This window comes from Nonomuraea sp. NPDC050680 (genome assembly GCF_040654555.1).
Taxonomy (GTDB): domain Bacteria; phylum Actinomycetota; class Actinomycetes; order Streptosporangiales; family Streptosporangiaceae; genus Nonomuraea.
Window position 1 is genome coordinate 1,029,224 of record NZ_JBFAIF010000001.1, and the last position, 26,312, is coordinate 1,055,535.

General features: G+C 70.5%; 20 protein-coding genes. 6 read left to right on the top strand and 14 right to left on the bottom strand.

The features are described 5' to 3' along the window. Window positions 1-2 precede the first annotated feature (2 nt). The 6 genes from AB0H88_RS04720 to AB0H88_RS04745 all read right to left on the bottom strand — a co-directional run bounded on the left by AB0H88_RS04720 (window position 3) and on the right by AB0H88_RS04745 (window position 7,896). Window positions 3-1,964: an ABC transporter ATP-binding protein gene (locus tag AB0H88_RS04720; protein ID WP_357641274.1), complete on the bottom strand. Its 1,962-nt coding sequence runs from the start codon at window positions 1,962-1,964 to the stop codon at window positions 3-5. 86 nt (window positions 1,965-2,050) lie between these two features. After that, window positions 2,051-3,943 (bottom strand): ABC transporter ATP-binding protein, encoded by a 1,893-nt coding sequence (locus tag AB0H88_RS04725; RefSeq protein WP_357641276.1) that lies wholly within the window; start codon window positions 3,941-3,943, stop codon window positions 2,051-2,053. A gap of 53 nt (window positions 3,944-3,996) precedes the next feature. Next, the gene (locus tag AB0H88_RS04730; protein ID WP_357641278.1) at window positions 3,997-4,242 is read right to left on the bottom strand and encodes an MbtH family protein; all 246 of its coding nucleotides are present in this window, start codon (window positions 4,240-4,242) and stop codon (window positions 3,997-3,999) included. 89 nt (window positions 4,243-4,331) lie between these two features. Beyond that, the gene (locus AB0H88_RS04735) at window positions 4,332-5,411 is read right to left on the bottom strand and encodes an iron chelate uptake ABC transporter family permease subunit (protein WP_357641280.1); all 1,080 of its coding nucleotides are present in this window, start codon (window positions 5,409-5,411) and stop codon (window positions 4,332-4,334) included. 38 nt (window positions 5,412-5,449) lie between these two features. Then, window positions 5,450-6,571: an iron chelate uptake ABC transporter family permease subunit gene (locus tag AB0H88_RS04740; RefSeq protein WP_357641282.1), complete on the bottom strand. Its 1,122-nt coding sequence runs from the start codon at window positions 6,569-6,571 to the stop codon at window positions 5,450-5,452. Continuing rightward, window positions 6,571-7,896 carry a SidA/IucD/PvdA family monooxygenase gene (locus AB0H88_RS04745; protein WP_357641283.1) on the bottom strand — a complete coding sequence of 442 codons (1,326 nt, stop codon included), beginning with the start codon at window positions 7,894-7,896 and terminating at the stop codon, window positions 6,571-6,573. The genes AB0H88_RS04740 and AB0H88_RS04745 overlap by 1 nt, the downstream gene beginning before the upstream one ends. 81 nt (window positions 7,897-7,977) lie before the next feature. On the opposite strand from AB0H88_RS04745, the gene AB0H88_RS04750 reads away from it, so the two are divergent. From AB0H88_RS04750 to AB0H88_RS04760, 3 genes are all read left to right on the top strand, one after another. Next, the gene (locus AB0H88_RS04750; RefSeq protein WP_357641285.1) at window positions 7,978-8,916 is read left to right on the top strand and encodes a methionyl-tRNA formyltransferase; all 939 of its coding nucleotides are present in this window, start codon (window positions 7,978-7,980) and stop codon (window positions 8,914-8,916) included. Between the two features lie 219 nt (window positions 8,917-9,135). Further along, the gene (locus AB0H88_RS04755; protein WP_357641287.1) at window positions 9,136-10,689 is read left to right on the top strand and encodes a M28 family peptidase; all 1,554 of its coding nucleotides are present in this window, start codon (window positions 9,136-9,138) and stop codon (window positions 10,687-10,689) included. Between the two features lie 113 nt (window positions 10,690-10,802). Beyond that, on the top strand, window positions 10,803-12,728 hold the full coding sequence (locus AB0H88_RS04760) for a cytochrome c oxidase assembly protein (RefSeq protein ID WP_357641289.1): 1,926 nt from the start codon (window positions 10,803-10,805) through the stop codon (window positions 12,726-12,728). Here the strand turns inward: AB0H88_RS04760 and AB0H88_RS04765 are convergent. The 4 genes from AB0H88_RS04765 to AB0H88_RS04780 are packed head-to-tail and all read right to left on the bottom strand — an operon-like array spanning window position 12,645 to window position 17,725. Continuing rightward, on the bottom strand, window positions 12,645-14,576 hold the full coding sequence (locus AB0H88_RS04765) for a hypothetical protein (protein ID WP_357641291.1): 1,932 nt from the start codon (window positions 14,574-14,576) through the stop codon (window positions 12,645-12,647). The genes AB0H88_RS04760 and AB0H88_RS04765 overlap by 84 nt on opposite strands. Before the next feature lie 14 nt (window positions 14,577-14,590). Then, window positions 14,591-15,481 carry a carbohydrate ABC transporter permease gene (locus AB0H88_RS04770; protein ID WP_357641293.1) on the bottom strand — a complete coding sequence of 297 codons (891 nt, stop codon included), beginning with the start codon at window positions 15,479-15,481 and terminating at the stop codon, window positions 14,591-14,593. Further along, on the bottom strand, window positions 15,471-16,343 hold the full coding sequence (locus AB0H88_RS04775; RefSeq protein ID WP_357641295.1) for a sugar ABC transporter permease: 873 nt from the start codon (window positions 16,341-16,343) through the stop codon (window positions 15,471-15,473). Before AB0H88_RS04775 ends, AB0H88_RS04770 begins: the two co-directional genes overlap by 11 nt. Before the next feature lie 11 nt (window positions 16,344-16,354). Continuing rightward, complete coding sequence (locus AB0H88_RS04780) at window positions 16,355-17,725, bottom strand: extracellular solute-binding protein (RefSeq protein WP_357641297.1); 1,371 nt, start codon at window positions 17,723-17,725, stop codon at window positions 16,355-16,357. A 101-nt stretch (window positions 17,726-17,826) separates the two neighbouring features. On the opposite strand from AB0H88_RS04780, the gene AB0H88_RS04785 reads away from it, so the two are divergent. Continuing rightward, complete coding sequence (locus AB0H88_RS04785; RefSeq protein ID WP_357641299.1) at window positions 17,827-18,600, top strand: FadR/GntR family transcriptional regulator; 774 nt, start codon at window positions 17,827-17,829, stop codon at window positions 18,598-18,600. Between the two features lie 157 nt (window positions 18,601-18,757). Here AB0H88_RS04785 and AB0H88_RS04790 read toward each other — a convergent pair whose 3' ends face one another. The 3 genes from AB0H88_RS04790 to AB0H88_RS04800 form a co-directional block, all read right to left on the bottom strand. Further along, window positions 18,758-20,203: a peptidoglycan recognition family protein gene (locus AB0H88_RS04790; protein WP_357641301.1), complete on the bottom strand. Its 1,446-nt coding sequence runs from the start codon at window positions 20,201-20,203 to the stop codon at window positions 18,758-18,760. Window positions 20,204-20,329: 126 nt separating this feature from the next. After that, window positions 20,330-21,607, bottom strand: coding sequence for an ABC transporter substrate-binding protein (locus AB0H88_RS04795; protein ID WP_357641303.1), 1,278 nt, complete (start codon window positions 21,605-21,607; stop codon window positions 20,330-20,332). A gap of 128 nt (window positions 21,608-21,735) precedes the next feature. Then, window positions 21,736-22,608: an AraC family transcriptional regulator gene (locus AB0H88_RS04800; protein ID WP_357641305.1), complete on the bottom strand. Its 873-nt coding sequence runs from the start codon at window positions 22,606-22,608 to the stop codon at window positions 21,736-21,738. A 72-nt stretch (window positions 22,609-22,680) separates the two neighbouring features. On the opposite strand from AB0H88_RS04800, the gene AB0H88_RS04805 reads away from it, so the two are divergent. Both AB0H88_RS04805 and AB0H88_RS04810 read left to right on the top strand, forming a co-directional pair. Next, complete coding sequence (locus AB0H88_RS04805; protein ID WP_357641307.1) at window positions 22,681-23,541, top strand: phytanoyl-CoA dioxygenase family protein; 861 nt, start codon at window positions 22,681-22,683, stop codon at window positions 23,539-23,541. Window positions 23,542-23,659: 118 nt separating this feature from the next. Continuing rightward, window positions 23,660-24,622, top strand: coding sequence for a D-glycerate dehydrogenase (locus tag AB0H88_RS04810; RefSeq protein ID WP_357641309.1), 963 nt, complete (start codon window positions 23,660-23,662; stop codon window positions 24,620-24,622). Between the two features lie 179 nt (window positions 24,623-24,801). Here the strand turns inward: AB0H88_RS04810 and AB0H88_RS04815 are convergent, their stop codons facing one another. Beyond that, on the bottom strand, window positions 24,802-25,860 hold the full coding sequence (locus tag AB0H88_RS04815; protein WP_357641311.1) for an ice-binding family protein: 1,059 nt from the start codon (window positions 25,858-25,860) through the stop codon (window positions 24,802-24,804). Window positions 25,861-26,312: the final 452 nt, after the last annotated feature.

Genomic DNA, 26,312 nt, shown 5'->3' on the forward strand with positions numbered 1-26,312 from the left:
ACTTAGGTTAGCCTAGCCTTACTTGATGAGGAAGTGGGTGTGCGCGTCTCCCAGGCCCGCCATAGTTCGGCGTACCGGCCGCCGGCGGCGACCAGTTCGTGGTGCGGCCCCTCCTCGACGACCTTGCCGTGTTCGAGGACGACCACCCGGTCGGCCGACGCCGCCTGGGTGAGACGGTGGGCGACGATCAGGGTGGTACGTCCCCGGGTCGCCGCGGCGGCGGACGCCTCGATGTCGCGGGCGCCCAGGCTGCCCGCCTCCGCCGTGGCCTCGTCCAGGACGGCGATCGCGGGGTCGGCGAGTACCAGCCGCGCGAGGGCGAGTTGCTGGGCCTGGGCCGCGGTCAGCTCGTGTCCGCCTTCACCGACCACCGTGTCCAAGCCGTCGGGAAGGCTCCGCGCCCAGTCCAGCGCGCCGACGGTGTCCAGTGCCGCGGCGGCCTCGTCCGGCGAGGCCCCCGGCCGGGCCAGGCGCAGGTCCTCGATCAGCGGCCCGGCGAAGACGTGGGTCTCCTGGGTGACGATCGCCACCCGCTCACGTAGGTCCGCCGGAGCCAGCTCCGCCAGTGCCACGCCGCCGACCCGCGCCTCGCCGTGCCCGGCCCGCAGGATCCCGGCCGCGATCGCCGCGAGGGTGGACTTGCCCGCCCCCGTCGAACCCACCAGCGCCACCCGCGCACCCGCCGCGACCCGCACGCTCACGCCGTGGAGCACATCGACCTGGCCGTCGTAGCTGAATCGCACGCCGGAAAGCTCAAGCGAACCGTCCGCGGGCACGCTTGCCCCGCCGGACGCTTCTGGCAGGCCGTCCGCTGGTACGCGCGGCGCCCGGTCCGGACCATGGCCGGTGACCGGTTGGTTCAGACCGTGGCCGGTGACCGGTTGGTTCAGACCGTGGCCGGTGGCTGGTCGTGGCGGGCCATCGCCGGCGACCGGTCGGGGCGCCGGAGGGAGTTCCACCACCCCGACGAGCCGGGCCAGGCTCGCGCCCGCCGCCTGTACCTCGTCGAAGGTGAACAGCAGCATCGCGATCGGGTTGAACAGCCGATGGAAGAGGACCGCCGCGGCGGCACTCTCGCCGACCGTCACCGAACCCCCGCGCACCAGCAGGAACCCCGCCACCAGAATCGCGGCCAGCCCGAAGAACTCCGCCCGGTTGACCCGGCCGACGAAGCGCGTGAACAGCGTGAAGACCGAGACCGAGAGGTCGCGGGCCCGCCCGGAGGCGATCCCGATGTCGTGCAGCCGCGCCTGCTCCAGACGGTAGGCGTGCACCGTGCGTACACCCTGCATGTTCTCGACCAGGAGCTGCGAGGAGTCCGCCACCGCCTGCCGCTCCCTGGCGTACTGGGGCGCCGCGCGCGGCAGGTACCACCGCAGCGCCACCGCGTACAACGGCACCGCGACCGCGCCGGCCAGCCCGAGCCGCCAGTCGATCCCGGCCATCGCGGCGACGCTCAGGACGCCCAGCAGGAACGCCGAGATCATCGTGGGGATCACGTCGGAGGCCGCCTTGCCGATCGCGGCCGCGTCGCTGCCCACCCGCGAGAGCAGGTCGCCCTTCCCGGTCCGTTCGAGCGTCGTGGCCGGCAGGGTCAGCGCCCTGGCCACGGTCGCCTCCCGCAGCACCGCGAGGATCTGCCCGCACAACCGGCCGATCAGGTACGTCGCCAGGCCGGTGGCCAGCCCGCCGACCACGGCCGCGACGGTGATGACGATCGTGATGGGCACGATCGCGGAGCCGGGGGCGTGCTCCCGCACCCGGTCCACGAGAGCGCCCAGCGCGTACGCCGGCACCACGGAGGCGACCGCCCCCAGCAGACCCACCAGCAGCGCGAAGGTGAGGTTCGGCCACCGGGCGCGCAGTTGGCGCAACAGCCACAACCATGTGAGGCGCGCTCCGGCGACCGGGAGCAGCTCACGATGGAGCCCGGCGGCCGTCCCGACGCCGCCTGATCCGGTCATGTCAGCACTGCCCCCGTCTGGTCCGGTCATGTCAGCACTGGCCCCGTCCGGTCCAGTCATTTCAGTACCGGCCCGGTCTGCTCCGGTCATCTCAGTACCGCCCGGTTGTAGTCACTGTCAGTGGCGGCAAGCTCGGTGTGGCTCCCTTGGGCGACCACCCGGCCGCCGTCGATGACGACGACCCGGTCCGTCGCGGCCAGCATCGCGGGGCTGCTCGTGACCACGACGGTGGTGAACGGCCCCGCCGCACCGCCCGGGTGCCACGGAGGCTGTACGCCCTGGCCGGGGGCTTGCGCGTGCCGCAGCGCCCGTACGCCCTGGGCGATCGCGTGTTCGGTGACGGCGTCCACGGCCGTCGTCGGGTCGTGCAGCACGAGGATCGGCGGCCGGGCCAGCAGCGCCCGGGCGAGCGCGACCCGCTGCCGCTGCCCGCCCGACAGGCTGGCCCCCCGCTCGGTGACCAGGTGCTCCAGACCGTCGGGATGGGCGGAGAGCACCTGATCGGCGGCCGAGGCGGCCAAGACCTCAGCCAGCACCTCACCCGGCACTTCGGCCGGCACTTCGGCCGGCGCTTCGGCCGACACCTCACCCGGCACTTCGGCCGACAGAGCCTGATCCGCCGGGACCACCCGGCCCGCCGCCGGTGCGCCGACGGTGAGGTTGTCCCGGATCGTGCCCGTGAACAGGTCCGTCTGATGGGGTTCCACCAGCATCGTCCGGCGGGCGTGCGCCAGCCGTATCCGAGCCAGCTCCCGACCGCCGAGCAGGACCCGGCCGTCGTACTCCGCCGGCGCCACCCGCCCCGAGAGGACCCTGACCAGCGCCTCTCCGTCGGCGGAGCGGTGTGCCGCGACGCCCACGAACTCGCCGGGACGCACATAGAGGTCCACCCCGTCGAGGGTGCCGTATCTGAGGGCGCACACCTCCAGACCGGGCGCCCCGCCGCCGGACGCCCCATCGGAAAGCGCCCCGTTACCGAGCGCCCCGTTACCGAGCGCCCCGTCGACGGACGCTCCATCGGCGAGCGCCCCGTTGTCGAGCGGCTCGGTGCCGTCGGGCACCAGCGGGTCCGCGTTCAGGATGACGGCCACACGCTCGGCCGACGCCCGCGCCTCCGCCACCCAGCTCGGGACGATGGCGAGCAGCCCGATCGGCTCCATCAGGAACTGGGCGAGCCCGATCACCGTGATCAGCTCTCCGGCGCTGATCCGCCCGGTCAGCGCGAACCACCCGGCCAGGATCGCGATGCCGCAGGCCAGCAGCGCGCCGCAGGTCGTCGAGGCGGCCACGTACACGCCCTGGGTGCGGGCCGCCCGGACGACGGCTCGCAAGGACCGTCCGCTGACCTCCCGGTAGCGTTGGGCGGCCGCCTCCTCGGCGCCCAGGCCGCGCAGTGGGCGCAGCCCGCTGACCAGGTCGGTCGCCAGCGAGGTGGCCTCCGCCGCGCGTTCCTGCTGTTCGGTCACCCGCTTGGTGATCAGCGGCGTGCCCGCCTGCAACGCGAGGAGCACCACGGGCGTCCCGACGAGCACGGCCAGCCCGAGCCGGACGTCGATCACGAGCAGCGCGACCGCGCTCACCACGGTCGCCGTCACCGCGCCGGCGACGCGCGGCACGTAGTCCAGCAGGTACGAGGTGTTGTCGGTGTCGGTGGTCGAGATGGTGAGCAGGTCACCGGCGCGCCGGTTAGTACGGATGCCGCGCGGATGCATGATCTTCTCCGCCACCTCGACCCGGAGAGTGTGAGCCTCCAGCGCGATGGCGAGCATGAGCTGCCGGGCGCCGAACCGGTACACCGTCGTCAGCACGACGAACAGCACCGCCAGGACCGCCACCCAGAGCACGAGGGCGCCACCGTCGCCGGGGCCGATGGCCCGGTCGACGATGACACCGATGAGAATCGGCACGAGCGACTCGCACACCTGGTGGAGGCTGATGAGGCCGGTTCCCAGGCCCAGCCGCCGCCGGTTGCGGGTCACCGTACGCAGGAGAACGCGCCGCCCCGTCCGGGGCCGCGCCGTGGCTGACGTGTTCAGCTGTCGTTCACCTGGGCCGACGCGCGGGCCATGCTCTCACGCAGACTCTTGGGACGCAGGTCCGTCCAGTTCGCGTCGACGTAGTCGAGGCACTCCTGCCGCTTGCTCTGGCCGCCGTCGCCGAAGACGATCCGCCAGCCGCCGGGCACCTCCTTGAAGGTCGGCCACAGGGAGTGCTGTTCCTCGTCGTTCACCAGGACGTAGAAGGTGCCGTTCTCGTCGTCGAAGGGATTGTCGGACACTGTGCCTCCTCGGCATCGGGGGTGGGTGGGGATGACCAGGGGTGTGCGCGCCTCCGGGTCGCCCCGCGCCACGACGGCGATGACCCTCCTCATCGGCCGCGCGCGTGCCTGGCCAGCAGCCAGGCGAAATAGAGGCCGCCCAGCGACACCGTGACGATGCCGACCGGGAGCTGGGTGGGGGCGAAGGCCCGCTGGGCGAGCCAGTCACTCGTGGCCAGCAGCAGCGCGCCTGTCACCGCGGACGGCGCCAGCGCGATGCCGGCCGTCCGCGTCAGCAGGCGGGCCAGCTGCGGGACGGCGAGCGCGACGAACGAGATCGGCCCGGCGGCGGCCGTCGCCACCGCCGTCAGCGCGACCCCGAGGACGAGGTACGCCAGGCGCGACCGTTCCGTCCCTACGCCGAGCGCCGCGGCGGCGTCGTCCCCCATGGTCAGCAGGGACAGGCGCGGCCCGAGTGCCACCAGGAGCGCGGTCGGCAGCGCGACCGAGACGGCCACGGGCAGGACCTGGTCCCAGGTCAGGGTGTTCAGGCTGCCCTGTCCCCAGATCGCGGCGGCGACGGCGGTCTGCAGGTTCACCTTGATGACGAACCACTGGTTGGCCGCGCCGAGGATCGCGCTGACCGCGATCCCCACGATGATCAGCCGGAACCCCTGGACGCCCATCCGGTAGGCCAGAAGGTAGACCACGGCGGCGGCGAGCAGGCCGCCCGCGAGCGCGCCCGCAGCCGTCTGGTAGTAGTCGCGGCCGACGAACATCATCGTGACCAGTACGCCGGTGTAGGCGCCGGTGTTGAAGCCGATCACGTCGGGGCTGCCCAGGGGATTGCGCGTCAACGACTGGAACACCGCACCGCTCAGCCCCAGGGCCATCCCGATGAGCAGGGACAGCAGCACCCGTGGCAGCCGCCACTCCACGATCACCAGCCGGGCGGGCCCCGGCTCGCCGCCCAGCAGGACGCGGACCACCTCCCCCACGGGCACCTCGAACTCACCGGTGCCTAGAGCCAGCACGCCCACCGCGAGGGCCGCCAGACCCAGCACGCCGCAGACGACCGCCGTCCGCACGCCGAACCGCAGCGACACCGACGCCCCACGCACGACCACGACCCGCCGGCCGAAGTCCAGGCCGGAACCCGCCGCACTGGATCCCGCCGCACCAGATCCCACCGGGCCCGATTCCATGGGGCCGGACCCCGCTGGGCCGGTCACTGGCCGCTCACCGTTCTGCGGCGGATCAGCCAGATCAGCACCGGTGCGCCCACGAACGCGGTCACGATCCCCACCTGCAGCTCCGCCGGTCGGATGACCACCCGGCCGACGACGTCGGCGGCGAGCATGAGAACCGGTGCGCACACCATCGTGTAGGCGAAGATCCAGCGCTGGTCCGGCCCGACCATCCAGCGGACGGCGTGCGGCACCATCAGGCCCACGAACCCGATCGGGCCCACGGCCGCGGTGGCCGCGCCGGCCAGCAGGGTCACCGCGACCATGGACAGAGCCCGCGCCCGCGCGATGTTCGTGCCCAGTGACCGGGCGAGGTCGTCCCCGAGCGCGATGGCGTTGAGCGAATGCGCGACGGCCAGTGCCAGGACCAGCCCCACCACGACGAACGGCGCGACCGCGCCCGCGATCGACAGTGGTCTGCCCGCCAGCGTGCCGACGTCCCAGAACCGCAGATAGTCGAACGCCCGCGGCTTCAGCAGCCGGATTCCGGCCGAGACGCCCTCCATCACCGCGCCGATCGCCACACCGGCCAGCGTCAGCTGGATCGGCGTCGCGCCCCTGCTCCCCGCCGAGCCCAGCGCGTACACCAGGATCATCGCGACGGCGCTGCCGAGGAAGGCGAACCACACGTACGACCAGATCCCGGTGAGCCCCAGCACCCCGATCGCGAAGACCACGAACAGGCCCGCGCCCGCGTTGACGCCGAGGATCTGGGTGTCGGCCAGCGGGTTGCGAGTCACGGCCTGGAGGAGCGCGCCCGCGATGCCCAGCGCCGCGCCGACGATCAGGCCCAGCGCTGTCCGGGGGACGCGCAGCTCGCGTACGAGCACTTGGTCGTCGGTGTTGGTGAAGTGGGCGAAGGCGTTCCAGACCGTGTTCGGGGCGATGTTCTTGGTGCCGATGACGATGCTCAGGACGCAGGCGACGGCCAGCAGCACCAGGCACACCGCCAGCCACGCGCTGCGGCCCGCGTTCGTCGCGGCCACGCCACCGGCCGGCTGCCGCTCCGTCGGCTCTGTCTGCTCCGGCTGCTCCGTCTGCTCCGTCTGCTTCGTCTGCTTCGTCTGCTCCGTCTGCTTCGGCTGCGGGCGCAGGGAGACCACTAGCTCGTGGCTCGCGCGCGGTTGGCGAGCAGCGAGTCGCGGATCTCGCCGGCGCGGACGGCCGTGGTGGACAGCAGCGTGGAGGTGATGCCGTGCGTGTGCTCGCTGGCCCCCTGTACGTAGATGCCGGCTGACACGTGCCAGGGCACCTCGACGCGGTAGTCGCGGCCGATCCGGACCTCGTCCTCCTCGTCGCGCAGGCAGAGCTTGGCCGTCTCGCCGAGCACGGCGCCGAGGTCCTGGGGGCGGTAGCCGGTGGCGTGCACGAGGATGTCCGTGGCCAGCACCTCCCGCTCGCCGGTGGGCAGGAACTCCACCGTGACGTCCAGGCGGTCGCCGTTGACGCTGACGTCCCTGATGCGGGAGACCTTGAGGATGCGCAGGCGTTCGTTGCCCTGGACCTTCTCGCGGTACATGGTCGCGTACAGGGACTCGATGAGGTCCATGTCGACCACCGAGTAGTTGGTGCCCCGGTGATAGTCGTGGAGCGCCTGCTTGACCGAGCGCGGAGCCTGGAAGAAGGTGTCGACGGCTTCGGGGTCGAAGATCCGGTTGGCGAAGGGGCTGTCGTCGGCCGGGGTGTAGCCGTACTTCGCGAACACCGCGCACACCTCGGCGCCGGTGAAGGTCCGGTGGAGATAGTCGGCCGTCTCCGCCGCGCTCTGCCCGGCCCCGAGCACCAGGATCCGGCGTACCGCAACGCCGGCCTCGGTGAGGGCGGCCACGCGCGGGATCAGCTCGCTGTTGTGCCACACCCGGTCGGACAGGGCGGCGTCCGGCGGCAGGTGCGGTTCCAGGCCGGTGGCGACGCAGATGTTGCGCGCACGGCGGACGATGACGCGCTCCGGGTTGCCGGGGTCGCGGCTGGTCACGTCGAACAGGGGGACCGCGCCGTCCTCCGTGACGACCGGCACGATGGACAGGACCTCGGCGGAGTACTCGACCATCGCCCGCATCCGGGTCGCGGCCCACTCGAAGTAGCCGTGGAAGTCGATCCGTAACGGGAAGAGCGTCTTGTGGTTGAGGAAGTCCACCAGCCGGCCGCGCTCCTTCAGGTAGCACAGGAAGCTGAAGTCGCTCGCCGGGTCCCGCATGGTGACCAGGTCCTTCAGGAACGACACCTGCATGGTGGCGTCGTCGAGCAGCATGCCCCGATGCCAGCCGAAGGCGGCCTGCTTCTCCAGGAACCCGGCGCGCAGCCGGTCCGCTTCCGGAACCCGCGCGTTGTGCTCGTCGACGGCTATGGCCAGCGCCAGGTTGGACGGCCCGAATCCGACTCCCAGGATGTCGTAGATCGTGTCCGGACCACTCGGCAGGGTCTCCACCGCGGCATCGCCTCCCTTATCGGGGCAATAGTAGATAAGGTAAGGCTAACCTTTCAAGAAACATGACAGAGAGGATCGATCATGCGAGTGGTCATGTTCGGGTACCAGACATGGGGCCATCGGACATTACGCGCCCTGCTCGACTCCGGCCACGACGTGGTCCTCGCCGTCACCCACCCCAAGAGCGAGCACGCCTACGAGAAGATCTGGGACGACTCGGTCGCGGAGCTCGCGGAGCAGCACGACGTGCCGGTGCTGCTGCGCAACCGGCCCGACGACGCCGGCCTCCTCCGGACGCTCCGGGACGCCGCGCCGGACATCATCGTCGCCAACAACTGGCGGACCTGGCTGCCGCCGGAGATCTTCGACCTGCCGCCGCACGGCACGCTCAACATCCATGATTCGCTGCTTCCGGCGTACGCGGGCTTCTCGCCGCTGATCTGGGCCCTGATCAACGGCGAGCGGGAGGTCGGCGTCACCGCGCACCGCATGAACGCCGAGCTGGACGCGGGCGACATCCTGCTGCAACGGGCCGTGCCCGTGAAGGACGGCGACACCACGACCGACCTCTTCCACCGGACGGTGGACCTGATCGAGCCCCTCGTTCGGGAGTCGCTGGAGCTGATCGCCTCCGGCCGGGCGCACTGGGTCGCCCAGGACCGTACCCAGGCCAGCTTCTTCCACAAGCGGTCGGTCGAGGACGGCCGGATCGACTGGTCCTGGCCGGCGGAGGACCTGGAGCGGCTGGTCCGGGCCCAGTCCGACCCCTACCCGAACGCCTTCAGCCACCATCGCGGAGAGCGGATCCAGATCGTCTCGGCCGCGGTGTCGCAGGCCCGCTACGGAGGCACCCCCGGACGGATCTTCATCCGGGAGGGGGACGGGGTGGTCATCGTCGCCGGCGCGGACGCGCGCACGGGGCAGCGGCGCGGGCTGGTGGTCAAACGGCTGCGGACCCCGGACGGCGTCGAGCACGCGGCCACCGACTACTTCCGCACCATGGGCGGCTACCTCGGATAACACCACGAGTGACACAACAGGCGCGGCTTCCTCGGATAACGCCATGTGTGACGCGACAGGCGCCGATACCTCGGATAACGCCACGACATGCCTGAGTGGGTGAATGTCCGGTTTTCGCGGGCCCCGCTCCTAGAATGGGGTGATCATCTGCCTGGCGGTCGCCAGGTTCTTCCCGGCTGATGGTGTCCGGATCGCAGCACACCCAGTTGGAGGAACCGTATGCCTACCGTCATGCGCGGGGGTGTCCACCGCGCCCTCACCGTGGTCGCGGCACTCACCCTCGCCCCCGTCGCCGCCCACGCCGATGCCGCCCCCGGCCCCGGCGAGGGGAGGCTGATCGGCTCCGGGGCCCTCGCGACGGTCAAGGAGCACCTGCGGGCGTTGCAGGCCGTCGCCAACATCCACCACGGCACCCGCGCGGCGGGCACCCTCGGCCACGAGGCGTCGCGCGACTACGTGGCCGCCAAGCTCAGGGCCGCCGGTTACCAGGTGACCATTCAGCCGTTCGAGTTCCCCTTCTACCAGGAGAGATCCACCGCGCTGATGGAGCGGGTCACCCCGGCGCACAAGGTCTACGCCCCGACCCCGCCAGACGGCTCCAGCCTCGGCGAGTTCGCCACGATGAGCTACTCCGGGCGCGGCGACGTCGTCGCGGCCCTGCAGAACGTCGACGTGATGCTGCCACCTGGCCCGACGCCGAACACCTCCACCTCCGGCTGCGAAGCCGCCGACTTCGCCGGCTTCAAGCCGGGCAACATCGCGCTGTTGCAGCGCGGCACCTGCACCTTCCTCGTCAAGGCGCGCAACGCTCAGGCGGCGGGCGCCGTGGCCGCGATCATCTTCAACGAGGGCCAGCCGGACCGTACCGCGACTCCGCAGGGCAACCTCGGCGAACCGGTCTCCATCCCGGTCGTCGGCGCCTCCTTCGCGGTCGGCCAGGAACTCGCCGCGGGGGCGACGGTCCACCTCAGGACCGACACGATCAGCGAGGTACGCACCACCTCCAACGTGATCGCCGATTCCCCGTGGGGCAACCCGAACAAGGTGGTCATGTCCGGCGCGCATCTGGACTCCGTCCTGGCCGGGCCGGGCATCAACGACAACGGCTCGGGCAGCGCCGCGCTCCTGGCGGTCGCCGAGGCGCTCGGCAAGATCCCCACCAGGAACAAGCTCCGCTTCGCCTGGTGGAGCGCGGAGGAGCTGGGCCTGCTCGGCTCGACGTACTACGTGGACCACCTGACCCCCGCCCGGCGGAGCAAGATCAAGCTCTACCTCAACTACGACATGGTCGCCTCGCCGAACTACGCGCTCAAGATCTACGACGGTGACGACTCCGACGCCACTGGCGCGCCGGCCGGCCCGCCCGGCTCGGCCGAGATCGAGAAGCTGTTCGAGCACTACTACGACCTGCTGGGCCAGGGTCACAACGGCACCGACTTCGACGGCCGCTCCGACTACGGCCCGTTCATCGCGGCCGGCATCGCCTCGGGCGGCCTGTTCACCGGGGCCGAGGACATCAAGACGGCCGAGGAGGCGGCCCTGTTCGGTGGTACGGCCGGCCAGCCGTACGACGCGTGCTACCACAAGGCCTGCGACACCGCGATGAACATCAACGACCGGGCTCTCGCGTTGAACACCGGCGCCATCGCCGCCGCCGCCCTGGTCTACGCCTTCAAGCCCACCCTGCCCGGCCCGACCGCCGCGACGGAGACCGCGGCGATCACCGCGATCGCCGACCCCGGCGCCGAGCTTCGCGGAAGAATAAAGCGATAAATCCGCTCCTGCGGCCGTCATCCGGATCGAACCACCACAGGTACGCGGACGTACCCGTCCATAGGGGGACGCTTGCCCAAGAGAGGGACGCCCCCTGACGAAGGAGGACGCTGGTGCTGTCATCCGGGCGTCGGGCGCTGTTATACGCCGGTGTCGCCGTCGCGGTCGGCGTCCTGGCGCTGGTAGGCGCGTTATGGATCGGCGGTGGCGGACCGCCGCCGCCGATCAAGGGCCTGCCGACACCCGATCCGCTGACCGTCTGGGGAGTGCCGCTGGCGCGGCTGGCGCTGGATCTGTGCTCCGTCGCCACGGTGGGGACGCTGATCGCCGGGGTGATCCTGGCCCCGCGCGACGCGCCGGAGGCGAGCGCCTGCGTACGCGCCGCGGGCGGCTGGGCACTGGGGTGGGCGGTCTGCGCGCTGCTGACCTACCTGCTGACGCTCGCGAACATCCTCAGCCTCCCGGCGAGCGAGGTGTTCGCCGACTTCACCCTGCTGAACTTCGGCACCGCCCTCCCCCAGACGCAGGCCATGCTCGTGGTGACGTGCACGGCCACGGTCGTGGTGCTCGGCTCCTCGCGGGTACGGGACGGGCGGCGGCCCCGGTGGGCGGCGGCCCTGCTCGTGGCCGCCGCGTTCGGCCTGCTGCCGCCCGCCTACGTCGGTCACGCCGCCTCGGCCGGAGATCACGACGTCGCGGTCTCCGCGCTGATGACGCACCTGCTCGCGGCGGCCGTGTGGGTCGGCGGCCTGGCGGCAGTGCTGATCCACTTCCGCCGCTCGGACCGGCTCGCCGGCGTCGTCGCCAGATTCAGCACGCTGGCCCTGTGCTGCTTCGTCGCGGTGACCGTGTCCGGTGTGGCCGGCGCCTGGGTCCGGCTGGACTCGGTGCCGCAGTTGTGGACGACGAGGTACGGCACGCTCGTCCTGGCCAAGGTGACGGCGCTGGTGGCCTTGGGCGTCATCGGGTGGATCCACCGCCGCCGGACCATCGCCGGGATCGCCGAACGCCCCACGCGAGGCACCTTCATCCGGCTGGCCACCGGCGAGATCGTGGTGATGGCGGCGGCCATGGGCCTGGCCGTCGGCCTGTCGCGCTCCGCGCCGCCGACCACCGGCAGCCACGACGACCTGCTGGGCTACGACCTGGCGCCCTATTCGATCGGCCACCTGATCACCGAGGTCCGGCCGAACCCGCTGGTCCTGCTCGCCCTGGCGCTGCCGGTCATCGGCTATCTGTCCGGGCTGCGCAGGCTCGCCCGCGCGGGCGTGCCGTGGCCGGTGAGCCGGACGATCGCCTGGTTCGCCGGGGTGGCGGTGCTGGCGATGGTGCTCGCCGGCGGCGTGAGCGCCTACGCGCGGGCGATGCCGTCGGCGCACGCGCTGCAGTACACGGTGCTCAACGTCGTCGGCCCGCTGCTGCTGGCCTTCGGGGCGCCGCTGACGCTGACCGCGCGGGCCATCACACCCGGCTCACAGTACGGCGACGTCGCCTCCGCCATCCTGAACAGCCCCCTGGCCAGGCGGCTCACTCATCCGCCGAACCTCCTGGCCGTCTACGTCCTGCCGGTCGTCGCCCTCTACTGCACCGGATGGCTGGCCTCGTCGGTCACCAACCAGGCGGTTCACCTGCTCACCCAGGGCCTGTTCTTCGGCTCGGGGCTGCTGTGCTGCTGGGTGCTGGCCGGGGTCGATCCGCTGCCCCGGCCGATCGCGCGGCGCGAGCGCACGTGGATGCTCGCGGCTGTCGTCGCGACGCAGGTGGCGGTCGGACTGCTCCTTCTGTACGGGCCAGTGCTGGCCCAGGACTGGTTCGCGCAGGTGACCCCGCGCGGCGCGCCGGGCGTGGCGGCCGGGCAATGGCTGGCCGGCCTGATCTACCTGGCTCTGCCCGTGGCCGCCCTCGCCCTCCTGGCCGTACGGCTGACCCGGTCGCGGAAGGCGGCGAGGACAGGCTCAATCCCACGGTTGCCGATACGACGGCTGGTAAGCGTGCAACCGCAGCCGCAGGGTCAGCGTGACGGTGGTGCCGGCCGGTAGCTCCACCGTGAGGTGCGGGCCGCCGACCGTGAGCTCGGTGGCCGACGGCACCGGCTGGTGGTGGATGTACTCGGTGTCGCGGCCGGTCCAGCCGGGCTCGGCCCCGGTCGCGACGGCGGTGGCGATCTCGTGCTCGCCGAACGCCCCCGCCTGGACGATGAGCACCCGGTCGTCGGTGGCCGAGAGATTGACCAGCGTGACCACGGTGGCCTCCGGCTCGATCGCGCTGACCAGCGCGGCGACCTGCTCCGGCACACCGGGGCGGCGGCGTTCGGCGTCGAAGTAGCGGACCCTGGCCTGCTGCAGACCGCCGTTGTAGATGACCTGCGGGCCGCCCCACATCGTCTGGGCCAGCGCCTCAGTCACCACCGGGTTGACGTTCTGCCACAGGTGGATCGCCTCCTCCGGCAGGTCCCGGTCGGCGTTGGCGAGCAGCAGGGCGACGCGGCGCCGGGCCTGGGCGTGCGCGGCGGCGAGGATTCGCTGGGGGTAGTCCGGATTGTCGCCGCACAGGTAGGCGTACCACGGCTCCTCGTGCCCGGCCTCCTCCTTGTCGCGGAACGGCCGTACCGTCGCCCAGTCATAACCGGCGGCGGCGCGCAGCGCGTCCAGGCGGGCCCGGTCCTCGGCCGCGCCGGTGTGGTGCCAGAGCGCGAGCGGGACCGAGGTCTGGATCGGGTTGTAGTCGAACCAGCCTCTGTCGCTGTGCCGGTAGGGCACGAGCAGGGTGGCGGTGTCCACGTCCGCGCCGAGATGGGCGCGCCAGCGGCCCTGGTTGGCCGAGTCGCTCTGGCTGAACGGCAGCTTGACGCCCAGGCCGATGATCGCGTCCAGCAGCGACCGGAGCAGGTCGAGGTAGCCGTCGTCCCGCGTGGCCAGCGCGGCGCTGAGCGCGCCGACGGCGGTCGCCTGGCCGACGCTGTACATGCCGTGCGGCCAGGTCCAGCCGTAGTGACCGCCGTACCAGCGCCCGTCCAGCCGGCCGCCGACCACACCGTCCAGGCCGACGTTGTCCGGGACGATCCCGCCGTTGTCCTGGGCCCGGCGCTGCCAGGCGCCGACGTACTCGCGCAGCCAGCCGGTGTATCGCTCGTCGCCGGAGACCAGGAAGGCGTTGCAGACCAGGCCGGCCACGCTCAGGTTGCCGACCGCGTCGCCCTGGCCCATACGCTCTCGCATCTCCGCGCCCAGCCGCGGATCGTCGGCGAGCGGCGGCACCGGCGCGCCGGCCGGAACCAGCCAGTCCAGCGGGTAGCCGTACTGCGCGGCCTCGGCCTCGGTCCAGGGATAGGCGGGCGTGTCGGACACCCCGTCCCGTGCTCCCCCGCTGCCGTTGTGCGGGGCCTTGATGATGCGGTGGACCGGGTCGTAGTTGTCCGGGTTTGGCCGGTCCGCGAGATAGAGGTCGGCGAACCGGGTCGCCCGCTCGGCCCAGGTCGCCGGGTCGGCGGCGGTGAGGAAGTAGGTGAAGAGCAGGCTCTCGCCCTGGTGGAACCAGTCGTAGCCGATCTCGAACTCGTCGGCGAACATGCCGAGCTCGGTCATCTGCGCCACCACACCCTCCCAGTGGTGAGCGCACGCGGGGAGCAGGTCGTCCGCGCCGCCCAGCAGGTAGAGCTGGGGCCAGTTGAAGAACGGTTCGAAGAAGTCGTCCGCGCCGTCGCGGCTGTACAGCCGGCCGGAGTAACGCAGCGAGCCGTCGGGCCGGGTGTAGCGGGAGGAGAACAGCCGCCACCCGCTGTCCAGCAGGTCGAACAGCGCACGCTGGGACAGAGCCCAGGCCGGGGGCTCGATGACGGGGACGCTCGCCGTGACAACAGGCGGGCGCCGGGCGGAGCTGTCGGTCATATGATGCGTACTCCTCATCCCTTGGTGGCACCGGCGGTGAGCCCGGCGACCAGGAAGCGCTGAGAGAACAGGAACACCAGCAACACCGGCGCGATGGAGACCAGGGTGGCCAGCACCAGTTCGGGCGGCTGCACCTCGGCGTTGGCGCCGACGACGGGATTGAAGGTGGGGGTCGCGGCCAGCATCTGGGTCAGGCCGACCTGCATGGGGTAGTTGTCGCTGTTCGGCAGCATCACGTACGGCAGGAAGAAGTTGTTCCAGTTGTTGACGAAGCTGAAGAAGGCGACCAGTGCTACGACCGGCTTGGCCAGCGGGAGCGCCACCCGGAAGAAGGTCGCGGTCTCGCCGCAGCCGTCCAGCCGGGCCGCGTCCAGCAGGTCGCCGGGGACGCTGGTGGAGAAGTAGATGTAGGTCAGGTACACCCCGAAGGGGAAGAACGACATCGGCAGCACGACCGAGGCCGTCTTGTTGATCAGCCCGAGATAGCTGAGCTCCAGGAAGATCGGCAGCACCAGGGCGGTCGCCGGCATCAGCATCACCACCAGGGTGACGATGAGCAGCAGCCGGCGTCCGCCGAACCGCATGAGCGCCATGGCGTACCCGGCCGGGATGCCGACCAGCAGGGTCAGCGCCACCGAGAGCGCCGAGTAGACGACGGAGTTCGTCATCCACGTCAGCACCGCCCCGTCCTGGAAGGACATGAGGTGCTGCCAGTTAGTGACGAGGGTGCCGATCGAGCCCGGTGACAGCGGGTTGGCCTGGATCAGGTCGGCCGGGCTCTTGGTCGAGGCGAGCAGCAGCCACACCATCGGCAGGACGAAGAACAGCGCGAAGGCCAGCAGCAGGACGGCGATCAGCGCCCGGCCGGCCATCCGGATGATGCCGGGCCGTTGATCAGTCCGCATCGAAGAGACCTCCCCGCGCGACGAACAGCCCGGCGCAGCACAACGCCACGATGAGCAGGTCGATCGCGATCGCCGCCGAGCCGTTGAAGTCGTTCTGGTCGAAGGCGTACAGATAGGCGAGCTGGTTGAGCGAGTAGTCGGTCCCGACCACCCCGAAACCGGCCTGCGAGACGAGTTGCGGCTCGACGAAGAGCTGCGTGCCCGCGGCGAGGGACAGGATGAGCATGTAGACGATCCACTTGCGCAGCATCGGCAGTTGCACCCGCAGCGCCGTCTTCACCGGCCCGGCGCCGTCCACCCGCGCCGCCTCGATCACCGTGTACGGGATGCTGTTCAACGCGCCGTACATGACCGTGATCCAGCCGCCCGCGCCGGTCCAGAAGGCGATGATCGTGAAGATCCAGGGCAGGTGGCCCGGCGCGATCACCTGCACGAACGTGTCGCCCCACAGCGAGCGGACGAGGCCGTCGACCGGGCTCACGGAGGGGTCCAGCATGAACAGCCACAGCAGCACGCTCGACGCGCCGGCCAGCGCGCCCGGCACGTAGTAGACGAACCGCAGCGCGGCCCGCGACCAGCGCGAGGCGAGCCGGTGCACCACCAGCGCGAGCAGCAGGACGAGCACGGTCAGGGAGACCAGCCACAGCACGAGGTAGGTGGCCACATGCCCGAGCGCGGCCACGAACCGGTAGTCCTGGGCGGTACGCAGGAAGTTGCCGACCCCGGCGAAGCGCCCCTCTCCATCGGTGAACGCCAGATTGAGCGCGTACACCGTGGGCGCGATTCCGAACGCGACCAGGAGCACCACGTACCCGGAGACGAAGACGTGCCCGGCGGCAGGCCGCCAGGAACGACTCCGCACGTGCGCGACGCTCACTTGGTGACCTGGTATCCGGACACCTGGGCCTGCTGCTCGATCGCCGTCTGCCAGTCCGGCAGCAGCGACTCGATGGTCTTGCCGGCGGTCTGGCCGGGGATGACGGTCTTGGCCCAGACCGCCTCCTGGCTGAACTCGGGCGAGCCCCAGCCGGGCCAGACCCGTCCGGCCGCGGCGGCGATCGGGGCGGAGATGTCGCCCGCGTAGTAGCCGCTGTCCTGCTGCTTCTTGATCCACTTCGTCGCGGCGGCCGAGAAGGCGGGGTAGCCCGGCGAGAGGGCGACCTGGTACTCGTCGGCGGTGGCGACCCAGCTGATGAAGTCCTTGGCCGCCTTCAGGCGCGCGGTGTGCCGCGACAGCCACCAGGTGCCGCCGCCGACGTTGCCGGTCACCGGCTGCGCCTGGTCCGCCCAGTGCAGCGCGTCGCCGACCGCGAGCTCGCCCTTCGGAGTCTTGATCGTGCCCTGGAACACCGCCCCGCCGTACCAGGCCGGGCCGGGCAGCATGAGCACCTTGTCGCCCTGGTTCTTGACGAAGTCGGGGCCGAACAGCGGCAGCATGGACATCGTCTTGTTCGCGACGAGCTTGTCCAGCATCCGCGCGGTCCGTACGCACTTGGCGTGCGTCGCCTTGACGGTGATCGCCTTGGCGCCGGTGACCTGGTTGGCCGGGCACTCGCCGCCCCACATGTAGATCTCCGGCGCCCACGCGTCACCGGCCGTGCCGACGATGTATCCCGGGTGCTCGGCGGCCACCTTCTCGCCCAGCGCGGTGTATTCCTCCCACGTCTTGGGCAACGTGTAGCCGAACTTGTCGAGCAGCTTCTTGTTGTACCAGAGCACCACCTGGGCCAGATCGTTGCGCAGGCAGTAGACCGTTCCGTCGATGGCGCACACGTCCAGCGCGCCCTTGGCGAAGCCGCCGAGCGTGGCGTCGTCGAGCAGGCCCTTGTTGAGCGGGGCGACGAAGGCGTCATCACCCTGCGAGGCCCAGGAGGCGGTGTTGTTGTCGGTGGTGAAAACGACGTCGGGCCAGCCCTCGCCGGCCCGGTTGAACAGCTGCACCTTGGTCTTGAGGGTGTTGGAGCCGTTGGCGTTGCCGTCGTAGGTGACGATGTCCAGCGGCACGCCGGGGTGCGCCGTCTGGTAGGCCTTCGCGGCGTCGAGCCGGGTGGAGTCCACCCAGACCACGAGCTTGCCGTCCTTCTGCTCGGCCGTGGTGAACCCGTACGGGGAAGCGGCGCCGGTCGGCTTCGACGAAGCCGTGGGGTTGGGGGGACCGCAGGCCGCGACGGCGAGAAGAACCGCCGCGGCGGCGGTGGCCGCAGGCACCGCACGGCGGTACGCGGCATGACTGCGTCGTCTCATTGGGCCTCCGTTAACGCCGTGTTTCGAGATATGACATCATACGAATGACGTCTACACAATGGCCTATACTCAAGACGCTGTCGTGATCAAGGGAGGGCACGTTGACTCAGCACGCGGAGGGTCCGTGGACGGACGACGCGGTGCGGCCACGACCACCCGCCAAGCGGCCCCGCCGCGAGCGGGCCCCCAAGCTGGGCACCACGGTGGTCGAGCAGCTGGTCGACGACATCATCCGCGGCACGCTGCGCCCGGGTGCGACGCTGCCCCCCGAGGCCGACCTGTGTGAGGAGTTCGGCGTCAGCCGCACGGTGATCCGCGAGTCGGTCAAGGTGATCCAGGAGAAGGGCCTGGTCCGGATCGAGCACGGTCGCGGCACCCAGGTCACCGAGCCGAGGCAGTGGAACCTCCTCGACGACGTCGTGCTCGCCTCAGTGATCGCGCACGACGAGAACGCGGCCTTCCTCGATGAGCTGGTCACCGTACGCACCGCGCTCGAAGCCGAGATGGCCGCCGCCGCGGCCCTGGCCCGCACCTCCGACGACGATCAGCGCATCGCCGAGGCGCTCGGCGTCATGCGGTCGAACCTCACCTCTCCCCCCGATTTCGGCGCCGCCGACGTCCGCTTCCACGACGTGATCATGGCGGCCTCCCGCAACCGGCTCGGCCGGGCCATCGTCAACAGCATCCACGACAAGGCCCGCACCAGCATGCGCTACCACGGCCAGTACAACGAGGAGGTCATGCGCCAGACGCTGGACGAGCACCAGGCGATCAGCGACGCGATCTCGGCCGGCGATCCCGAGGCCGCGGCCGCGGCGATGCGCACGCACATCGTCGACTCCTGGAACCGGCGGCGCCCCACTCCGGCCCAGTGACCACCACGCCGGCCCAGTGACCACACCGGCCCAGTGACCACACCGGGCCGAATGAGCCCCTGGCACGACGAAGGCCCCGACGGCGATGCGTCGGGGCCCAGATGTCGCCGTTCCGGCTACCCGCGGCGCATCGCGCGTCGGGGCCGGGACGTTCCGGCTATCCGCAGTGCTCGGACGGGCTGTCGTAGGTGGACGCGCCGGCCTTGCCGCCCCACCTGACGCACTTGTCGGCCGCGTTGGCGCGTACCGGACCCGCGTAGTAGGCGAAGTTACCGCTGTCGGTGATGCGCGTCTGGCCCTCCACCTCCAGGTACGCGCTGGTGGCCGAGGCCGTGCCGAGCTGGGTCTTCTTGATCGTGGCCACGCAGTTGTAGCCGGTGGTCGAGTTGTAGGTCAGGTAGACGGTGCCTGCCGTGCCCAGCGCCGCCGAGTCGATCACCTTGAACCCGCTGCCGCAGACCGACTCGGCGGTGTGCGGATTGGTGGGGGTGCCGCCGCCGGTGACGTACTGCATGTACGTGGTCCAGTTCCAGTTCGGACCCGGGTCGGTGTGGTCGGCGCCGGGCACCTCGCTGTGGCCGAGGATGTGCGCCCGGTCCTTGGGGATGCCGTAGCGGTCGGCGATGCTGCGGGTGAGCGCGGCCGAGGAGCGGTACATCGCGTCGGTGAACCACGAGGCCTGGTCCACCCAGCCCTCGTGCTCGATGCCGACCGAGCGCCTGTTGTAGTCACCCGCGTGGAAGGCCCGGTCCTTCTCCCTGACCATCTGGGTGATGGCGCCGTCCGACGAGCGGATGACGTAGTGCGCCGAGGTGGGGTTCGGCCGCGGCCCGGTCTGGAACCAGCTGATCGTCCCGGCGTAGCTGCCCTGGGTGACGTGGATGACGATGCGGTCGATCGCGTCGCTGGTCGGGCGGTTGGAGACGGCGTAGTTGGAGCTGTGCGCCGCCGCCCACGTCGCTCCCGGGTAGTCGACCGCCGCCGCGAGCGAGCCGGTCTTGCCCAGCTCCTCCGCCTTGGCGTAGGAGCCACGCTCGGGCTCGACGACCTGCGGCGCCGCCGTGAGGGTCTCGCCCTCCGGGGTGGTGGCGCGGATCCCCTGAGCCAGCAGGTCGTAGACGGTGTCGGCGTACAGCCGGGCGACCGGCGCCGAGGAGGCGCCGCCGTACTTGGCCACCGCCTGGTACCACTTACTGGCGTCCTTGCGCGCCTCGGCGTCCAGCCCCAGCTCGTCGGCGTAGGCGCGCAGCACGGCGGCACCGCCCGTGATGTTGGCCGCGGCGTCCGCCTTCAGGGCCGAGACGGGCTGCTTGGTCAGCGTGGCCGCCCGCTCGAGGGTGTGCCTGACAGGGTTGCTGACCAGGTGCATCACCCCGTAGCCACCGCTCGCGCTGGGCTGGCCGCGGTGCCCGTCCAGGTGGGTTTCGGAGTAGGCGAGGGACACCAGCAGGTCGCGTGGCACCTCGTACGTGGTGGCCGCGCGGGCGAAGGCGTCGGTCATGGGATCGGCGGACGCGGCTCCGGCCGGTTGGCCGGTGAGCAGCGAGAGGGGGATGAGCGCACCGGCAAGCAGCGCGGCCGAACGACGGAGTCGGGCCTGCACAGGTTTCTCCTCAAGAACAGTTCCGGGGGGCATCGCAAGGAGTGGAGGCCGCACGCGGCACCCGCTGTTGATCAGCCTGCAAGCGCGGCGTACAGAATTCGTACAGGTGCCGGTGCGCCCCGGATCTCAGCTGCCGGGCTGGTGACTGCTCCAGTACTCGTCGGCGGCGCCCTGGATGTCCTCAAGGACCTTCTGGTAGCTGTCCGGCTTGACGAGGAAGGCGCCGAAGCCGTCCAGCGCGGCCGTGAGCACGGGCGGCGGCGTGGCCTCGAAGTAGCGGTTGACCAGGCGGTACTGTCCGCTGCCCGCCGCCTTGCTGACCTCCGCGATCGCCTGGTCGGTGATGGTGACCTTGGGGTTGGCCGAGACGTCTCCCCTGGCGGTCGCCCACTTCTCCTGCGCGGCCGGCGTCACCCACCACTTGAGGTACTTCGTGCTGGCCTCGGGGTCGGGCGCCTTGGCCAGCGAGCAGAGCGGGCCGCTCTCGAAGATCATCGAGGTCTTGGGCAGCGCGGGGTTGACGTTCGGGATCGTGAAGTAGCCGTAGTCGGTACCGGCCTTCAGATCGCGCTGCGTCATGCTCGTGTTGAACCACGTGCCGAACGACACCATCGCGGTCTTGCCGGTCTTGAGCACGTCACCCGGGTCGGTCTTGTCGCCGGCGTTGTTGAAGTATCCGGCGTCGATCATCGACTTCCACCGCTTCATCACCTCGACCACGCCGGGATCGGTGTACTTCGCCTGGCCGGTGGAGAGGCGGTCGTACAGGTCGGGATCGGTACCGGCCAGGAGCTGCTCGAACCAGACGAAGGAGAACAGCACCGAGGTGTGGTAGAACGCGGGCACGCCGTTCTTCTTCAGCGTGTCGGCGATCGAGATCAGCTCGTCCCACGTGGTGGGAGGCTTGAGGCCGTACTTGTCGAAGACCTTCTTGTTGTAGAACATCCCCCAGTAGGCGGCGTTCAGCGGCACGCAGTACTGCTTCCCGCCCACCGTGTAGTACTTCGCCAGGTCCGCCGACAGGTCGCCGTTCTTGATGGCCTCCTGCCAGAGCGCGGTCGTCTCGGCCAGCTGCTTCTGGGCGACCACCTCGGCCAGCCCGCCGCCGGTCGTCCAAGTGAACAGGTCGGGCTTCACGTCGGTGCGGAAGGACGCCTTGATGAACGCCTGGTACGTCGGCTCGTCGGTGTAGCCGACCGGCTTCATCGACAACCCGATCTGCTGCTTGGACAGGGCGCCCATCTGGTCGAAGTACTTGCTCCAGGCGCCCTTGTCGTTGTACAGCTTCAGCTCGGTCTTGCCCGCCCCCTTCGCCGTGTCGCCGCTGGAGGAGCAGCCCGTGAGGGCGAGCGGGGTGACGACGGCGCAGATGGCGGCCATGCACAGTAAACGCGACCGGATCATGCCCGGCCTCCTGTTCGATCTTGGGGGGTGTCTCTTCGTGGGCGTCGAGTGGGAGGGCATGCTCGCGGTCGCCGGGGGTGGATCGGGCGGCCGCACCATGCGTCCTTCGCCCAAGTGAAGTCATCTAATCACTTGATGTGTGGGGTGTCCAGAGCCGCCGGAACCACCGCCCGCCGGGTGGCCTCCCGGTAGTCGCGGGGGGCCAGGCCGTACTTGTCGTGGAAGAGCCTGCCGAAGTACGACTGGCCGGAGAAACCACAGCGCTGGGCGATCCGGCCGATGCCCTCGGTCGTCGTGGTGAGCAGCAGCGCGGCGTGCTCCAGGCGGCGCCCGGCGACGAACGCGATCGGGGTGCACCCGTAGTGCGTACGCATGGAACGGGCCAGATGCCCCGGGCTGACCGCGGCCATCGCCAGCAGCCGGGGCAACCCGTCGCGCAGGTTCTCCTCACGGCTCATCGCCACGCAGGCCGCCACCAGCCAGCCCGGCCGCCGGTCCACGGCCGTGCCGTCGGCCCGTTCCAGGAGCGGCACGACCGCCGTCCACAGCCCGACCAGGTCGAGCACCCGCGGCACGCCGGAATAGGCGGCCAGCACGCGGGCGAACTCCGCCGCGACCGGCCCGTCCAGGTCGGTGCGCGCCGCCAAGGGGAGGTCGCGCCGATCCCATTCCGCCGTGCCCGCCAGCCCGGCGAGGTCGGCGAAGGCGCGCCAGCGCTCGCTGGGGAAGGCGATGTTGACGAAGCGCATCCCGTCGGCCGCCGTACCCGCGAACTCGTGCCGGTCGTGCGGCCGGACCAGCACCACGTCCCCCGCGCGCAGCGGCATCTCCGCCGCGCCGACGCGCTGCGCGCCGGCGCCCGCGGTCACGAAGACGAACTCATGGAAATCGGCATGACTGTGCGGCTCGGGCCGGTCGCGACGGCTGCCGCTTACCGGCACCAGCGCCGCGTGGTACGGCAGGCCGTACGCGAAATCCACCCAGCGCAGCACAGTCGGCATGTCAGGAAATTAATAGTTATGGGGCGGCGAGTGCTAGTAAGTCGTGACGCGGAGGCCGAAGAATCCGGATCGATGTCCATCGCCCCCGCACAGGAGCACATCGTGACCCAGGAAGCCGACCGCACTCTTCAGGACCACGACCACCTTCAGGACCACGAGCGTCTTAAGGACCACGAGCGTCTTCAGGACTACGACCGCGACGGCTACACGATCTTCCGGAACGTCATCGACCCCGGCCTGATCGCCGAGGCCGGCGACCACGTCGCCTGGCTCCAGGCCAAGCACCCCGACCTGCTCGGCGAGGATCTGGGCACCGAACTGGTGGCCGGCGACCCGTTCTGGGTGCGGCTGATCGCCGACGATCGACTGCTGGACATCGCCGAGCTCTTCGTCGGCCCGGACCTCGCACTGTTCGCCTCGCACTACATCAGCAAGCCGCCCTTCTCCGGCAAGGCGGTCCTCTGGCACCAGGACGGCGCCTACTGGCCGCTGGAGCCGATGCGGGTGATCACGCTCTGGCTGGCCGTCGACGAGTCCACGCCGGAGAACGGCTGCATGCGCGTGGTCCCCGGTTCGCACAAGGAGGCCCTGCACGAGCTGCGGCAGCGCGACGACGTCGCCAACGTGCTCGGCTCGGAGAGCGCCGTGACGGTGGACGAGTCCCAGGCCGTGGACCTGGTGCTGGCGCCCGGCGACGTGGAGGTGCACCATCCGAACATCCTGCACGCCTCCAGCGCCAACACCTCCCCCAAGCGCCGCTGCGGCCTGACCATCCGCTACATCCCGACCTCGACCCGGATCACCAGCGAGGAGCAACCGTTCGTCTCGGCGCTGCTGCTCCGCGGCCAACCGGGCGTGAACGTCTACCAGCCGTTCCCGACGTACGTGGAAGGCGAGCACATGCCCTTCACCGGAGCCGCCGGGGCGCGCTGACCCGTCCTCACCCTCTCCTCGCCCGCCCCCTGACTTCGTCAACATCCAGGTGATCTATGTTGATGGAGGGATGCCGTCCGCGCTCAGGCCGGACCCCATCGGGAGGAGAGAGAACGATATGCAGGCGATGGCGCCGATCGTGGTGGTCACCCGGCCGACCTTGCCGGGCACGGGTCTCGAACGGCTCGGCCGCGTCGCTCAGCTACGCCAGTGGGCCGAGGTCACGCCGCCGCCGCCTGAGCGGCTGCGCGACCTTGTCACCGGCGCGGACGCGCTGCTGTGCCAGAACTCCGACCATGTCGACGCCGCGGTGCTCGAGGCGGGCGAGCGACTGCGCGTGCTGGCCCTGCCGAGCGCGGGCTACGACGGCACCGACGTCGCCACCGCGCGGGAGCGCGGCATCGTGGTCACGAACACCCCGGGTGTCCTGCACGAGACCACCGCCGACACCGCTTTCGCCCTCATCCTGATGGCACGGCGGCGGCTGCTCACGGCGGCCGACAGCCTCAGGAGCGGCGGGTGGACCGGGAGCCGCCTGGACGCCTACCTCGGACTCGACGTGACGGGGGCGACCCTGGGCCTCATCGGCTACGGCGAGATCGGGCAGGCCGTCGCCCGGCGGGCGGTCGGGTTCGGCATGACAGTCCAGCACACCTTGTCTCGCAGACCCGACGACGAGCTCTCCCAGGCGGTGTCCCTGCCCAAGCTCCTGAGCACCAGCGATGTGGTGTCTCTACACGTACCGCTCACCGATCAGACCCGCCGCCTCATCGGCGCGGCCGAGCTCGCGATGATGAAACCCACCGCGACCCTCGTCAACACCGCCCGCGGCGGCGTTCTCGACGAGACCGCGCTCCTCGCCGCTCTGGAGGCCGGCCGGCTCCATTCGGCCGGTCTGGACGTGTTCGACCGCGAGCCGCGCAACGGCGTCGGCGACCCGCTGATCCAGCACGAACGCGTGGTGGCGCTCCCGCACATCGGCTCGGCCACGGAGGCGACCCGGGCCCGGATGGTGGACCTCGCCGTCGACAACATCATCGCGGTCCTGAACGGCGAACCGCCCCTGACGCCCATCCCCTGACGCCCGCCCTCTGACGCCCGCCCTCTGACGCCCTGCGCCCGTCCTCTGACGCTCTACGCGCCCGCGCCCGGCCTCGACGCTCACAGACGGGACCAGCTGCGGCGATGCGCGGGATGGCCTCAGCGAGCTGGTCATCCCGCGCATCGCCCCGAAACAGGATCGTCAGCCGGACAGGACTGTCAGCCGGCCACGCGCAGGCGCGAGCCGACCGGGACGGGCTCGGGCGCCGGTTCGAGCCCGCAGTGGTGACCGCAGTTGTGGCGGTCGCGGTGGTGATGATCGCGGTGGTGATCGGGTGTGGTCGTCCTGGACGTGGATGTCGCCGTCGGAGTCGACGTCGCCGTCGCGGTCGGAGTCGACGTCACCTTCGGAGTCACGACCGCCTGAGGAGTCGAGACCACCTTCGGAGTCGCCACCGTCTGTGGCGTCGAAACCGTCTGAGGCGGCGAAACCACCTTGGGAGGCGAAACCACCTTCGGAGGCGCATCCACCTGGGGAGTCGGATTCGGCGTCGGCTTCACCAGCGGGGCCGGGGTCGGCCGCACTATCGGAGTCGGTGCCGGCCGCACCGGCGGAGTCTCCGCGCATGGCGGAAGGGCGGGCGGCGTGACCTGATGCGCCAGAGGACAGTCTTCCTTGACGCCCGTGTCGGTCCCCCGATCCTCGTGAACCTCCTCTTCGACCTCCTCATCGACCGGTACGGTCACGTCGGGCATGATGCCGGTCGTCACCGTGTTGCCCACCTCCCAGAAGACGTTGCAGTCCTGGGCCCCGCCGACGAGGTCGACATCGCCGTCCGGGCCGGTGAAGAACGCGGTGCCGATCTGGAAGATGAAGACGGCGTCGGGATCGCCCTGAGCGTCGAGAGTGAGCGTGCCGGTCAGCTCGATCGAGGACGCGGCCGTGTAGACGCCGGGTTCGAGGGTCATGCCTTCGAGATCGCCGGAGATGCTGGTGGCCGGATTATCGCAGACGTCCTCGTTGAGGTGGCATGACCGCGGCTGGGCCGCCTTCGCACCGGATGGCCATGTGGTCAGCAGAGCCCCGGCGACGACGAGCACGAAGGCCCCCGCCAGCAGAGAGACCCATCGCGACCGGTGGGAAGCGCGACCAGAGATTACTTCCATGTAGTGAATCTTTTCTATAGGGGAGCGCGCTGGATACAACCGGCTTCCACCCGCGCAGCGAGGTGAAACGGCAAGCAACTCGGCATGATATTCGGGGAGATCAACGAGCACGCACGTCCGACCGGTAAAGGCGCGACAAAGCCTCTGCCACTTATCAATCAAGGCCCGAGGTCCCCCGATAGAACGACTTATCCCAATTCTCGGCCCAAGACGCTCAAGGCCCCTCCGTAAACTGCCCTCACTCGCCCGGACATAGTGGAGGCTTTCTTGCGTGACGGCATGGGACTGGACAGGCACGGCAATGCGCGGCCGATCGCATGGAGCACGGCACTGGCCGTCATCACCCTGACCGCGGCCTGCGGAACGACTGCCCCGCCACCGGCCGCCGCGCCTCCAGCCCCGATCCAGCAGGTGGCGCCGGTGCCGGTGTCAGCCGCGCAACGGGCGCGACTGCCGCGCTCCACGACGTACACGAGATTGCGCGGAACGCCGAAAGATACCGCTCCTTTCGAGCCGGGAAATGGGCACGTGACACATCCCACGCAACCACAGGTGGTTTATGC